Source organism: Streptomyces sp. ActVer (assembly GCF_027270795.1).
In the GTDB taxonomy this organism is placed as follows: Bacteria; Actinomycetota; Actinomycetes; order Streptomycetales; family Streptomycetaceae; genus Streptomyces; species Streptomyces umbrinus_A.
The window spans coordinates 1-13,897 of sequence record NZ_JAPWHT010000080.1 but is presented as its reverse complement, the minus strand read 5'-3'; the positions used below and the strand labels follow the sequence as shown (position 1 = coordinate 13,897).

At 71.3% G+C, this 13,897-nt stretch carries 10 protein-coding genes; 2 read left to right on the top strand and 8 right to left on the bottom strand.

Features of this window, described 5'->3' with window-relative positions; genetic code table 11:
* Nucleotides 1–159 precede the first annotated feature (159 nt).
* From O3Q52_RS15810 to xylB, 5 genes are all read right to left on the bottom strand, one after another.
* Complete coding sequence (locus O3Q52_RS15810; RefSeq protein ID WP_269649419.1) at nucleotides 160–1,428, bottom strand: GAF domain-containing protein; 1,269 nt, start codon at nucleotides 1,426–1,428, stop codon at nucleotides 160–162.
* A 196-nt stretch (nucleotides 1,429–1,624) separates the two neighbouring features.
* Nucleotides 1,625–2,236 carry an N-acetylmuramoyl-L-alanine amidase gene (locus O3Q52_RS15805; protein WP_269649418.1) on the bottom strand — a complete coding sequence of 204 codons (612 nt, stop codon included), beginning with the start codon at nucleotides 2,234–2,236 and terminating at the stop codon, nucleotides 1,625–1,627.
* A 90-nt stretch (nucleotides 2,237–2,326) separates the two neighbouring features.
* Nucleotides 2,327–3,340: an acetamidase/formamidase family protein gene (locus tag O3Q52_RS15800; RefSeq protein WP_269649417.1), complete on the bottom strand. Its 1,014-nt coding sequence runs from the start codon at nucleotides 3,338–3,340 to the stop codon at nucleotides 2,327–2,329.
* A gap of 389 nt (nucleotides 3,341–3,729) precedes the next feature.
* Nucleotides 3,730–4,941 carry an ROK family transcriptional regulator gene (locus tag O3Q52_RS15795; RefSeq protein WP_269649416.1) on the bottom strand — a complete coding sequence of 404 codons (1,212 nt, stop codon included), beginning with the start codon at nucleotides 4,939–4,941 and terminating at the stop codon, nucleotides 3,730–3,732.
* Nucleotides 4,942–5,068: 127 nt separating this feature from the next.
* The gene (gene xylB / locus O3Q52_RS15790; protein WP_269649415.1) at nucleotides 5,069–6,514 is read right to left on the bottom strand and encodes a xylulokinase; all 1,446 of its coding nucleotides are present in this window, start codon (nucleotides 6,512–6,514) and stop codon (nucleotides 5,069–5,071) included.
* A 188-nt stretch (nucleotides 6,515–6,702) separates the two neighbouring features.
* On the opposite strand from xylB, the gene xylA reads away from it, so the two are divergent.
* Nucleotides 6,703–7,869, top strand: coding sequence for a xylose isomerase (xylA, locus tag O3Q52_RS15785; protein WP_269649414.1), 1,167 nt, complete (start codon nucleotides 6,703–6,705; stop codon nucleotides 7,867–7,869).
* 434 nt (nucleotides 7,870–8,303) lie between these two features.
* Nucleotides 8,304–8,897 (top strand): hypothetical protein, encoded by a 594-nt coding sequence (locus tag O3Q52_RS15780; protein ID WP_269649413.1) that lies wholly within the window; start codon nucleotides 8,304–8,306, stop codon nucleotides 8,895–8,897.
* 46 nt (nucleotides 8,898–8,943) lie between these two features.
* On the opposite strand, the gene O3Q52_RS15775 is transcribed toward O3Q52_RS15780, so the two are convergent.
* The 3 genes from O3Q52_RS15775 to O3Q52_RS15765 all read right to left on the bottom strand — a co-directional run.
* Nucleotides 8,944–10,284, bottom strand: a complete 1,341-nt coding sequence (locus O3Q52_RS15775) for an esterase-like activity of phytase family protein (protein ID WP_269649412.1) — start codon at nucleotides 10,282–10,284, stop codon at nucleotides 8,944–8,946.
* Nucleotides 10,285–10,476: 192 nt separating this feature from the next.
* Entirely contained in the window at nucleotides 10,477–11,748 is a 1,272-nt protein-coding gene (locus O3Q52_RS15770) for an SWF or SNF family helicase (RefSeq protein WP_269649411.1), read from the bottom strand.
* Nucleotides 11,745–13,897, bottom strand: a 2,153-nt coding sequence (locus O3Q52_RS15765; protein ID WP_269649410.1) for a DEAD/DEAH box helicase, incomplete at its 5' end; no start/stop codon positions are given. The genes O3Q52_RS15770 and O3Q52_RS15765, both read right to left, overlap by 4 nt.

The window sequence follows — 13,897 nt, the reverse complement described above, 5'->3', positions numbered from 1 at the left end:
CCGTGGAAGGACCGCCCGCCGTTGGACGGCTCTCGGCGCGAGGGTAGGCGCGCGGAGGTTGCAGGTACGTTGCGCCGACGACCTGGCTGCGATGCCGGGGTTGTGGGCCATGGGTGGAGGCTTGTGGGCGGTTTGGGGGCCGAGGCTTGCATGGTGTCCTCAGCGCGGAGCGCGTCCACGGCTCGCGGACTGCTCGGCCTCCAGCTCCTCCAGGCGTGCCCGTACCGGAGGCGTCGGCCGTATCGCCGCCAGCGCCCGCCAGGCGTCGAGGTCGTCCTCGCCCCAGGGCGCGTGTGCCCAGTCCGCCAGCAGATCCGGGTCGCTGCCGGAGACGAGCGCCGCGCGCAACCCGTCGGCGAGCCGGCGGCGCAGCCGCACCACCGCCGGAGCCTGCGAACCCGGCAGCAGGGGCCCGGTATAGGCCGCCACCGCCGCCATGACCGCACCGACGCCGAGCTTGCGCTCCACCACCTCGACGTCGGACTCGACCGGAACCGTGATCCGATACGGCCGCGAACCGAGCGCCCCCGCCCCGAGGAGGCGGCGCAGGCGGGCCAGTTCCGCGCGCAACGTCACCGGCGTCACCGACTCGTCCTCGTACAGCGCGCACAGCAACTCGTCGCCGGTCAGCCCCTCGGGGTGCCGGGACAGCAGCACCAGGATCTCGCTGTGCCGACGGCTCAGGCGCACCTTGCTGCCACCCGCGACGAGCAGCGCCTCGTCCCGGCCCAGAGCGGTCAGCTCGAGCACGTGGGTCGTGGCCGGGGCCGGAGTGAGCAGCGCCAGCTGTGACTCCGCGGCACGGGCCACGGCCTGCACGAAACCCAGACTGTGCGGATGCGCCAGCCCGTCCCCGCCGGTGATGTCCACCGCTCCGAGCAGCCGTCCGGTACGCGGATCGTGAACCGGAGCCGCCGCGCACGTCCACGGCTGGACGCTCCGGATGAAGTGCTCCGCCGCGAACACCTGCACCGGCCGGTCGAGCGCCACCGCCGTACCGGGAGCGTTCGTGCCCACCGCCGACTCCGCCCACCGCGCACCCGGCACGAAGTTCATCCCGTCGGCCTTCTGCCGTGTCCCGGGATGGCCCTCGACCCACAGCAGCCTGCCCTGCGCGTCGCACACCGCGAGGAGGTGTTCGCCGTCCGTAGCGAACGTCCCCATGAGTTCACGGAACAGTGGCATCACCCGCGCCAGCGGGTGCTCCGCCCGATACGACCCGAGGTCCCCGTCCGTGAGCTCCACACACGCGGAACCGTCCGGCCCCACCCCGGCCCGTGCCGAACGGCGCCACGAATCTGCCACCACGGACCGCACCGGCCGCGGGACCGTGCCCGCCTCCGTGAACGTCTCGTGGGCGTGGCGCAGGACGCGCACCCGCTCGACGGGATCGGCGCCCGGTTCCAGGGCCACCCATGGATCGGTCAATTCGGCCTCCCGGAAGGCTGTGCGGCTGGGGACATCGTCACTCCGGTGGCGGATGCGGACAAGTGCCGCGGCCACTCCGGGGCCGGCTCCACCACAAGCCGTGGTGGCTACCGATGCTCCCCTTTTTCGACTCTCCTTCGGCTCTGTTGCGGCTATCCGTTGACTTTCCAGCGAGCCTGTTTCGAGGGACCGCTGGTCAGGCGAAGTTGACCAGTCTGATGTAGCGCGTCCAGTCCCAGTGCGGGCCGGGATCGGTGTGGTCGCTGCCCGGCACCTCGTAGTGCGCGAGGATGTGCGAACGGTCCTTGGGGATCCGGTACTTGGTGCAGATGGCCGCGGTGAGCTTCGCCGACTCCTCGTACATCGCGTTGGTGAAGTACGCGGGCTTGTCCACCCAGCCCTCGTGCTCGATGCCGATGCTGCGGGTGTTGTAGTCCCAGTTGCCCGCGTGCCAGGCGATGTCGCGCTCGCGCACCATCTGTGCGACGTGACCGTCGGCCGACCGGACGACGTAGTGCGCGGACACCTTCTTCTTCGGGTTCTGGAAGATGGCCAGGGTGTCGGAGTAGGTCGCCTGCGTCACGTGGATGATCACGAAGTCGACCGGATGGCTCGTCGGCCGGTTGGCGACCGTGTAGTTGGACGTGCTCGCCGGCGACCACTCGGACGGCGGGTAGTCGATCCCCTGCGGCTTCGCGCCTGCCCGGGTGGTGGGCAGTAACGCCGTGGAGAGCGTGGCGAGGGCCGCACTCTGCAGCAGACGCCGGCGGCTGGGAAGGGACGTGGGCAGGAACTTGGCTCGGTCCATCAGAGTGCCTCTCTGCGAGAACGGAAGTGGGGCGGGAGCGGTGCGGGCGCCTCTGCCAAGTCGCGGTGGTGGCGGTGTCGGTGGGACGACTCAACGTCCCAGCGCGGCGGCGACTTCGCGCAGCCGGGTGTGCAGGCCCCGGTGGGTCTCCCGTGCGGGCAGCCATTCCTTGCGGAGCTTGGCGACGCACGTGTAGTTGGTGTCGCAGACATTGGCCAGCGGCGACTCGACGGTCTGAGTCGCGAACTGGTAGGCGTCCAGCTCGCTGAACCCGTAGTCCCGCACCAGCCACTGCACCAGGTCGAGCTGCGATATGCGGAACGCGTCCTCCAAGGGGCGCGCCGAACCCGTCGAGATGATGTGGGTGTCGGACTCGATGCGGGGCCACGGGGTGGCGACCCCCTTGAGCAACTCGACGATCACCACGGTGTTCATCGCACACTCGACGGCGACCCCACAGGTCTCGCCCTCACCCTGCCGCGCGTGCCCGTCACCGAGGCTCAGCAGCGCCCCTTCGACGTTCACTCCGAGATAGCAGGTGACACCGGCCCGCATCTCGGGTGTGTCCATGTTCCCGCCGTGCGCGTCCGGTACGAGAGCGGAGCGCACTTCCAGGTTGGCGGGCGCCACACCGACGGTGCCGTGCATCGGGTCCATGGGCAGCTCGATCCGGATGTCGCTGTCGCGAGCGCTGAACAGCGCGGTGCGGCGCGCCCGGTCGAGCTGCCAGATCCACACGGTCTCCGGCAGGGGAGGCTGCAGAGTGGCGGTGGTGTGCGTGGACGTGAGCGCCCCGAAGAGCGGGACCGTCGTCGACGCGGCCCAGTCCCGCGCCGGTTCGATCGACACGAAGTGCACGGCGACCGTGTCGCCCGGCTCCGCGCCCTCCACATGGAACGGCCCCGTCTGCGGATTGAGGAACGGGAACTCGCACACCTCGGACACGAGGTCCTTCTCCGACCGCACCCGGCCGGCGAAGCAGTCCTCCGTATAGAGGTCGAGGACCGTGCCCGGCGCGATGCGCGCCACGGGAGGCGCACCGCCGAACGTCCAGGCGTACTCACCGGGTTCGGGACGCACGGTCAGGATGCGCGGGTCGCTCATGGTGCACAGCTCCGTTCTGCCGAAGGGTGGCGGACGACGTCGCAGCGGCACCACGAGCACCACCACTGCGGCCATAGTCCAGGCAGCGGCTACCGAATCCACGTACGACACCGGCGCCGTCAGCCCGGACACGCCTCCGTTCGGTTCGTCCGGCGGTGGCGTCTCGCGTGAATCACGGTACGGCTCTCGCCCGTTGGGGAGGAAGAACGTTCTCAGGTCCGTGGACAACGCTGTGACTGTGGAGAACTCCGCCACCCACAAGGGGGATTGAGGAGCCGGGACGCAGCGAAGAGAGCGCTGTGACGGGGCTGAGGACCAGGCTGAGAACCGCCCGGGCCCGAGCCATCCAGGATGTCCAGGGCCTGGAGGTCCAGGACATCCTCGGCGTGCTACGCCCCGCCGCCCCCCACCGCCGCCGGATCATCCATCACGGCCCGCACAACCGAGTGCGCGGCACCCAGCAGCGGGCCCTCGGGGCCGAGCCGGGAGACGGACACCGCGCAGGCTGGACCGGCAGTCCTGCGGGCCAACTCCCGCTCCAGCGAAGGCAGCAGCCAGGGCGCGAGCCCGGACAGCGCCCCGCCCAGTACTACGGCCTCCGGGTCGAGCAGAATGACGGCGCCGGTCAGCGCGATGCCCAGCGCGGTCCCGGCGTCACGCAGAGCCCGGCGCACGTCCTTGTCGCCCTGCGCCGCACGCTCGGCCAGCAGGCCGACACGGTCCTCGCCCGGTTCCAGGCCGGCCGCGCGCAGGACGGCCTCCTCACCGGCGTACTGCTCCAGACAGCCCCGCCCGCCGCACGCGCACGCAGGCCCCTCGGGACGCACCGGGACATGCCCCAACTCGCCGGCGAAGCCATGCGTTCCACGCAGCAGCCGCCCGTCCACGACCACCGCCCCGCCGATGCCGATCTCGGCGGACACGTGCACGAAGTCGCGCGGCGCGGTCTCGTTGAGCCAGAGTTCGGCCAGTCCGCCGAAGTTCGCCTCGTTGTCGACGGTCAGCGGGACCTCGTCCGGCAGCAGGGCGCCGAGGTCCGTGTCGTGCCAGTCGAGATTGGGGGCGCGCACCACGGTCCGGGCGTCGCGCGCCACCAGGCCGGGCACGGCGACGGCGAGGCCCGCGGGCCGCAGGCCTTCCTTGGCCGCCTCGGCGACGACCTGCCGTATGAGCCGGGTCAGTTCCCGCAGCACCGGTTCGGGCGACCGGCCGCGGTTGGTGCCGTGACGCACCGCCCGGGCCCGTACCTCGCCGCGCAGGTCGACCGCGCACACGGCGAGATGGTCGACGCCCACCTCCGCACCGATACCAGCCGGACCGCGCCCGCTGAGGGCGAGCGCCGAGCCGGGCCGCCCCACGCGCCCAGGCCGCTCGGGACCCAGTTCATCAAGGAGTCCTGAGCGGATCAGCTCGTCCACGAGGGTGGAGACAGCCGCGCGAGTGAGCCCGATGCGTGAGGCGACGGCGGCACGGGACAGTGGCCCCTCGGCGTTCACGGCGTGCAGCACCCGCGAGAGGTTGCGGCGCCGCATGCCCTGTTGTGTGTCGGGCAGCCGACGGCCGGGACTGCTGGGATGGGCCTCGTGCAGCGGTGCGGTCATGCCTCCGTCAGTCCTCGTCCGGCCGGTCGCCTCGGGGCGGTTCTGTCCGTGCGTGCCGATCTGTCCGTGTGTGCGACGCCTCCGGAAGGGGCCGCCGGTGCTGATCGGCCCCGGCCTCCTCGGGTGATCAGCGCTGACCAGCCTCCCGCTCCAGCAGCGGGGCCGCGTCGGAGAGTACCCCGGCGATCCGCGCCAGCGCCGCCTCGTCGCGCTCCACGGCGTCCAGCACCGGTCCGCGGGCCGTGTCCCAGCGCCTGGCCACGGCCGCCGGATCCTCGCCGGTCAGCACGCCGGCGGCCTGTGCGGCGGCACCGAGCGCCACCAGCTCCTTGGCTTCGGGCACCTGGACCGGCCGCCCCGACAGGCGTCGTACGGTCTCCTGCCAGGCCGTACCCCGCGCGCCTCCGCCGATGAGCAGCAGCGGAGCCGAACGGTCCGCGTCCTCGTCGAGCACCAGGTCGAGAGCGCCGAGCAGCGAATGGACCGCCCCGTCGTACGCGGCCTGGAGCAGCTGCCCGCGTGTTGTGTCATGCCGCAGCCCGTGCAGCAGACCCGAGGCGTGCGGCAGGTCGGGAGTGCGCTCGCCGTCCAGGTAGGGGAGCAGTGTCACGCTCGTGCCCGGCTCGACGGCCTCTCGGTCGATGCCCAGCAGAGCGGCGACGCGGTCCACTGCGAGGGTGCAGTTGAGGGTGCAGGCCAGCGGCAGCCAGTCGCCGCGCGCGTCGGCGAAACCCGCCACGGTGCCGGTCGGGTCGGCGGGGCGGCGTGTGGAGACCGCGTACACGGTGCCGGACGTGCCGAGGCTGAGCACCGCAGTACCCGGACGCAGCCCCAGCCCGAGCGCCGCGGCGGCGTTGTCACCGGTGCCGGGCGCGACCAGCGTGCCCTTGGAGAAGGGCAGGTCGCCGCTGTCGCGTACGGTTCCGGCGACCTCGCCGGGTCGGACCACCCGGGGCAGCAGGGCGGGGTCGAGCCCCACATGGCGGAGGACCTCCTCGTCGTACGCCTCCGTTCCGGACGCCCACCAGCCCGTACCGGAGGCATCGCCGCGGTCGGTCGTGCCCAGCCCCGTGAGGCGCTCGGTGAGGTAGTCGTGGGGGAGTCGTACGGCCGCGGTCGCCCGGACGGAGTCGGGCTCGTGCTCGGCGAGCCACGCCCACTTGGTGACCGTGAAGGACGGGCCCGGCACACTGCCGGTGCGCTCGGCCCAGGCTTTCGGGCCGCCCAGCTCCTCCACGAGCCGGCGGGCCTGCGGTGCCGAGCGCACGTCGTTCCACAGGAGGGCCGGTCGGACGGGGTCGCCCTGGGCGTCGAGCGTGACGAGCCCGTGCTGCTGGCCGCCCACGGACACCGCCGCGGCCTCGCGTGCCGCGTCCCCGCACTGGTGCAGCGCCTCGCACAGCGCGTCCCACCACTGCCGCGGATCGCTCTCGCGACCCGCTCCGGAGGAGACGGTGTGCGGCGCCTGGCCGCTGGCCACTACCTCGCCAGTGGCCGCGTCCACGACCAGGGCCTTGGTGGACTGCGTGGACGTGTCCACGCCGACGACGAGCGGACCCTCGGCTGCTGACATCGGGCTCTCCCTCTTCCGCGGCTCCGCGGGATCTGACCTGGTGTTTTCGGAGTGGATCCGGGCCCACGCGGCGCGCATTCCACTCCTCGTCCACGTTCGAGGACATCTTGTCTCTTCCCAGAGATGCCTCCGCATACTAATTTGTTAAGTGCCATGACGAAATAGTCGGAGCAAGCAAGGAGCGCGGCATGAACTACCAGCCCACCCCCGAGGACAGGTTCACCTTCGGCTTGTGGACCGTCGGCTGGCAGGGAAGGGACCCGTTCGGCGACGCCACCCGGGCCGCACTGGACCCGGTCGAGTCCGTGCAGCGCCTGGCGGAGCTCGGCGCCTACGGAGTGACCTTCCACGACGACGACCTGATCCCCTTCGGGTCCTCGGACACCGAGCGCGAGTCGCACATCAAGCGCTTCCGGCAGGCTCTCGACACGACCGGTATGACCGTGCCGATGGCCACCACGAACCTCTTCACGCACCCCGTCTTCAAGGACGGCGCCTTCACCGCCAACGACCGGGACGTACGCCGGTACGCGCTGCGCAAGACGATCCGCAACATCGACCTGGCCGTGGAGCTGGGCGCGCAGATCTACGTCGCCTGGGGCGGCCGCGAGGGTGCCGAGTCCGGTGCCGCCAAGGACGTACGGGTCGCCCTCGACCGCATGAAGGAGGCCTTCGACCTCCTCGGCGAGTACGTGACCTCCCAGGGCTACGACCTGCGCTTCGCGATCGAGCCGAAGCCGAACGAGCCCCGCGGCGACATCCTCCTGCCGACGGTCGGTCACGCCCTGGCGTTCATCGAGCGCCTGGAGCGGCCCGAGATGTACGGCGTCAACCCGGAGGTGGGCCACGAGCAGATGGCCGGGCTGAACTTCCCGCACGGCATCGCCCAGGCCCTGTGGGCGGACAAGCTCTTCCACATCGACCTCAACGGCCAGTCCGGCATCAAGTACGACCAGGACCTGCGCTTCGGGGCGGGCGATCTGCGGTCCGCGTTCTGGCTCGTCGACCTCCTGGAGACGGCCGGTTACGCGGGTCCGAGGCACTTCGACTTCAAGCCGCCGAGGACCGAGGACTACGACGGCGTGTGGGCGTCGGCCGCCGGCTGCATGCGCAACTACCTGATCCTGCGCGATCGGACGGCCGCCTTCCGGGCCGACCCCGAGGTCCAGGAGGCCCTGCGTGCCTCGCGTCTGGACGAACTGGCGCAGCCCACGGCCTCGGACGGTCTCCAGGCGCTGCTCGCGGACCATGCGGCCTTCGAGGACTTCGACGCCGAGACGGCCGCCGCACGCGGGATGGCGTTCGAGCACCTGGACCAGCTGGCCATGGACCACCTGCTGGGCGCCCGGGGCTGATTCCATACGGCTTCGGTTGGATTTTCGTTGTGTTCCGACTGGTTACGACCAATTGCGACCGGCCGTAACCAGTCGGCGCACGGCCTCGAACTCCTGCGCGGAATTCTCCGGAATCATGCGATCCACGCCATGGGTCCGTATCAAGTTCCGCGCAGGGGTCGCATCGTGACCGGTTCGAGGCGACTCTTGACGGTATGGCCACGCCGCCCTTACCGCCCCAGCCTCCTCGGCCGCCGGACAACACGCCTCCTCCGGGCGGCGGTGGATTCGGCCCGCTGCCCGAAGGCTTCGGACCTCCTCCAGAGGGTTACGGTCCTCCTCCAGGAGGCAACGGTCCGCCGTGGCAGGGTGGCGGAGGAGGCTGGCAGCCCCCACCGCCACCGCCACCGTCGTCGCCTCCCGGGCGACCGGGCGGTCCTGGACGGCGCCGCCGGGTGCTGTTCCTCGTGCTGGCCGTGCTCGTGACCCTCGGCGCCGGCTCCGCGGTCGCCCTCGTGGCCACCAGTGGTGACGGTTCGTCCGACAAGAAGAAGTCCCCTTCGGCGAGCGACTCCACCACAGGGAATCTGCCGACGCCTTCGCTGAGCATCCCTTCGGAGCTGCCCAGCGAACCGCCCTCCCTGCCCACCAATGTGCCGACCGACCTGGACTCGCTGCTCCCGTCCCTCGTGGGCGACGACGTGCCGTACTACATGCTGCAAACCGGTGACTGCTTCAACATCGACGGCACCAAGCCGGGCCAGGCCGCGAAGCGTTCGTGCCGCGCGGCGCACGACGCCGAGGTCGTGAAGGTGGCCGAACTACAGGGCACCTACACGACCGATGCCGCCCTCAAGAAGGCGGCATCGGCCCTCTGCGCGAAACCCCTGGACACCAAGGCGGCCAAGCAGCCCACCGGGACCGTGCGGGGGACCCTCGTGCAGTATCCCGACCCCACGGGGTTCAAGCTCGGCATAGACAAGGTCGCCTGCAGCCTGGCCGCGGACGTCGGTGCCGGAAAGCGCAAGCTCACCAAACCGCTGACCTGAGGCACGCACGCGTGGAGGTGTGAAAACGCCGAGCGGAGGCGGGAATTCAGATCCCGCGCGGCAGTCGTACGTACGTCACGGTGGTTTCGATGCCGCTGTCCACCAGCCGTCCCTGGGCGTCGAAAGCCTCCGGCCCGTCCGTCATCCCGAAGTCGTTGTCGTTGATGAGCGCGAGCGTGTCGTGATCCACGCGCGCGACACCCTCGATCTTCCCGGGAACCCCCTTCACCGCGCCGAGGTCGACGACAAGGCGCTTGCGCAGCACCGGAACACCGGGGGCCGCGGGGTCGTCGAGCTGCTCCAGGGAGGGTGACGTCGTGTCGTCGTCCCACTTGTCCCCGAGGATGTCCGCACCGCGGGTCAGCTTCACGACCTGCAGCCGGGCGGCCTTGTCGGTGCGTTCCTCGACGAGCAGCCGGTCTCGGCCGACGGCCACCACGGAGGAGATCTTCAGCTCGGAGGTGTCGTCCTCGCTGGGGTCGACCACGTTCACCGGGTCGAACCGGTACGCGTACTCGGCGGTGACCGCCCGCTTCTTCGTCGAGAAGCGCAGCAGGCGTGTCGTCAGTGAGGCCTCGCCCGCGTCCGTGTCCGGCAGGGACAGCGGGCTCTGTACGGCCATCACCAGGTCGCCGCCGGGCAGTTGGGCGAGCCCTTCGAAGCCGCGGTTGATCTTCCGGTGCAGCAGGACGGCGGGCAGCGCCTCGACCACCCGGTAGTCCGCACCGGTCAGGCCCAGCCCCTTGGGTACGTACCGGGTGAGTAGCTTCCCGCGCGCGGAGACGTGGATCAGCGAGGGCCCGTACTCGTCCACGAGCCAGAAACTGCCATCGTCGGCCCGCACGATCCCCTCGGTGTCCAGCCCGTTCGGGTTGTACGAGAGCGGTGTCTTCGCGTCGTAGGAGTACGGCGCTTCGTCGCGCCCCTTCTGGTTGGACAGACCCGTGACGGGCTTCCCCGAGGAGGTGGTGATCGGGATCGCGTCCAGCACCTTCACGGTGCCACCGGACACCCGGATCTTCACGATCGCCGGATCGAAGCCGGGCACGGGGAAGGTGCGGCGCTTCTCGCCGGTCACCTTGATCTGGCCGTTGGGGCCGCGGTCGGTGACCGTCCAGAACTCGCCCTTGCGGCCCGCGGGGTAGATGTCGCTGCCGATGCCGCCGAGATCCACGCCCCGGTCGTCGCCCACCGTGCCCGGCAACAGCGCGTTGCTGAACGTGCCGAGCGGAATGTCGCCGAGCGTCGCGGAACCCGTGACACGCGCCTCTCCGGAGGGCGCACCGACCGCGGTGCCCGCCACCGTGAGAGCGGCCAGCAGGGCGAGCGGCACGCCCGCGGCTACGGAACGGTGGACGCTGCGCCGGCCTGCTGCGTACGGGGACATGGGGCCTCCTGAGGCACGAATTCGGTGACAGCGGCCAGAGTTCGCCCCCGCCCCGAACGCCGCACGGCCGGAGAGTGAACACCGGGCGTCCACCACTCATCCGGTGGAAGGTGCCGGTTCCGGTGCTCAGCGCTCCAAGTGCCTTGCGTGCCGTGCATGTCCTGCGCGCCTTGCGCGCCCGTCAGGCAGGCGTCACTCCAGCCCCTCCGCCAGAGCGAGCGCGGTCGCCGGATCCTGGGACGCGGGACCCGCGGGAGCCCAGCGCCCCCGTTCCTTGCGATAGGGCCACCAACGGCCGTCCGTCCCCAGACGCAACTGTGTCCGGCCGTCGGCCACGGTCCAGCGGTTGCGGGACGCGCGCAGGGCAGGCCGCTGGTCCTCCTCCCAGGCCGACTCCAGGGCGGCACGCGCGCGTGCGAGGGTCTCCGCCTCAGTCGGCCGGTCGGCCTCCAGTACGTCGAGCGCGGCCGTGCCCCCGTGTTCCCAGGCGCGGACGGCCAGGGCCAGCCCCTCGCGGTCCCGGCCCGACCCCTCCGCGAGCCGGTCGGCCACTGAAGTGTCGGGAATTCCCGAGGCCAGCCGCACGGCGTCCTGCGCGAGCGTCAACTCGGCCCCTATGGAGCGCTGTTCGTGGCCCGCCCGGGGCGCCTCGGTGGGCAACCGGTGCGCCTCGCGGGCGGCCTGCGTCGCCAGGAACTCCAGCGCGGCCGGATCGACCCCGGACGCCGGATCGGTCTCCGTGTCCAGTGAGGGCGGCAGTCCCGGCCCTGCGGGCACGGGAGGCGCTTCGGGCAGCGGGGGCAGGATGTGTCCGTCCGCGTACGCCTCGGCGGCGTCCACGCCCTCGTACGCCTGCTCGTGCCCGGGAGCCTCGGTCTCGGTCCGGGGGACGCTGCGCACCTGCAGTTCGTCCAGCAGTTCGCGCTCGCCGCGACCGCGCAGGAGAAGCAGCACGAACGGGTCCTGATCCAGCAGCCGCGCCACCTGGTAGCACAGCGCCGCCGTGTGACCGCAGTGGTCCCACGCGCCGCAGTCGCACTGCGCTTCCAGATCGCCCAGACCCGGAAGGAGTTCGACGCCGGCGGCCGCCGCGTCCTCGACGAGATGCGTCGGCATCTCGCGGTCCAGCAGCGCCGCGATGTGCCCGGCCCGCTCGACGGCCATGCCCAGGAAGCGGTCCCACTGCTCCTCGGACAGCTCCTGCAACAGGACGTCGGCGCGGTGCGAGGTGCGGTCGTGGTCCTGGACCACCGCTGTGATGCGCCCGGGACGGACCGACACGGCTCCCACGGATCCCGCCCGGGCCAGCCTGCGGCCCGTCTTCACCTGCTGGGTGTCCAGTGCCGCGTCCTCCAGGGCCTTCAGCCAGGCCTGCCCCCACCAGGTCAGCGCGAAGCCCCTCCCGTGCGCGGGAGGCAGGGCGGCGAAGGTGCGCTCCGGGGTGTTGTCGTACAGGTCACTCATCGGGTGCCTCCTCGCAGTTCCACCAGGTCGGCCAGTTCGGTGTCGGTCAGCTCGGTGAGGGCCGACTCGCCGGACCCGAGCACCGAGTCCGCCAACTCCCGCTTGCGCACCAGCATGTCGGCGATGCGGTCCTCGATCGTCCCCTCGGCGATGAGCCGGTGCACCTGCACTGGCCGCGTCTGTCCGATGCGGTACGCCCGGTCGGTCGCCTGGGCTTCGACGGCCGGGTTCCACCAGCGGTCGTAGTGCACGACATGTTCCGCCCGTGTCAGGTTGAGGCCGGTGCCCGCCGCCTTCAACGACAGCAGGAAGACGGGCACTTCGCCGTCCTGGAAGCGCTCCACCATGGCCTCGCGCTCGGGCACCGGCGTCCCGCCGTGCAGGAACTGTGAGGCGACGCCGCGTGCGCTCAGGTGCCGCTCGATGAGGCGCGCCATCCGTACGTACTGCGTGAAGACCAGAACGCATGCTCCCTCGGAGAGGATCGTGTCGAGCAACTCGTCCAGCAGTTCCAGCTTTCCGGAGCGCCCGGGGATCTTCGGCCTGTCCTCCTTGAGGAACTGCGCCGGGTGGTTGCAGATCTGCTTCAGCCCGGTCAGCAGCTTCACGATCAGTCCGCGCCGCGCCATGTTGTCGGCGCCCGAGATCTCGGCGAGGGTCTCGCGGACCACCGCCTCGTACAGACCCGCCTGCTCCTTGGTGAGCGACACGGCACGGTCGGTCTCGGTCTTCGGCGGCAGCTCGGGTGCGATGCCCGGGTCGGACTTGCGGCGGCGCAGCAGGAACGGTCGCACGAGCTGGGCGAGCCGGTCCGCCGCCCCCGGATCCTGCCCGTCCTCGACCGCCTTGGCGTACCGGCTGCGGAAGGTGCCGAGCCGGCCCAGCAGGCCCGGTGTCGTCCAGTCGAGAATCGCCCACAGCTCGGAGAGGTTGTTCTCCACCGGAGTTCCGGTGAGCGCCACGCGCGCGTGGGCGCCGATCGTCCGTAGCTGCTTCGCCGTGTCCGAGTACGGGTTCTTCACATGCTGTGCCTCGTCGGCGACGACCATGCCCCAGGACGCCTCGGCCAGCGGTGGCGCGTCGAGCCGCATCGTGCCGTACGTCGTGAGGACGAACTCGCCTGGGGCCACCCCTTCGAGGCTCCGCCGCGCACCGTGGAAACGGCGGACAGGCGTGCCCGGGGCGAACCGCTCGATCTCGCGCTGCCAGTTGCCCATCAGGGACGTCGGACAGACGACGAGCGTGGGTCCCGCGGCGGACTCGTCGGTCTGCCGGTGCAGATGGAGCGCGATCAGCGTGATCGTCTTGCCCAGGCCCATGTCGTCCGCGAGGCAGCCGCCAAGACCCAACGAGGTCATACGGGCCAGCCAGTTGAGCCCGCGCAGCTGGTAGTCGCGCAGGGTCGCGTCCAGTGCGGCGGGCTGCCCGACGGGCTCCTGCCCTTCCGGGTCCGACAGCCGGTCCCGCAGCGTCGTCAGCCACCCGGTGGGCCGTACGTCGACCCTGTGGCCGTCGACCTCCGTGGAGCCCGTCAGAACGGCGCTCAGCGCGTCGATGGGCGTCAGCTTGTGATCCTGCTGGGCGCGCGCGCGACGGACCTCCTGGGGGTCGACGAGGACCCACTGGTCATGCAGCCGCACCATGGGGCGGTTCGCCTCGGCGAGTTGGTCCAGCTCCTGACGTGTCAGTTGCTGGTCGCCCAGGGCGAACCGCCAGTCGAAGGCCAGCAGCGCGTCGGCCGACAGGAACGACGGGGTGTCCGAGGACAGCCTGTCGGGGCCCCGCTCGTCGTCCGGTGGGCCGATGACCGCGCGGGCCGTCAGTTTGTGAGCCAGCTCCTTGGGCCAGTGCACTTCCACACCGGCGGCCGCGAGCGATCGGGCACCCTCGCCGAGGAGTTCCGTGACCTCCTCGTCGGCGAGTTCGATCGAGTCCGGCACGCTCGCCGAGAGCAGGGGAGTGAGTGGGGCCCAGGCCCGTGCGGCGCGACGCAACGCGAGCAGGGCGTCCATCCGCGCGCGCGGACCGAAGGCAGGGCTCGCGCCGCCCCAGACCTCGGACGCGTCCGCCACCAGAGCCGGATCGCTCACGCTGTGCAACTGCGGCACGGCCCGGAACGGCAGCCGGGTCTCGTCCGACGCGGCCGACG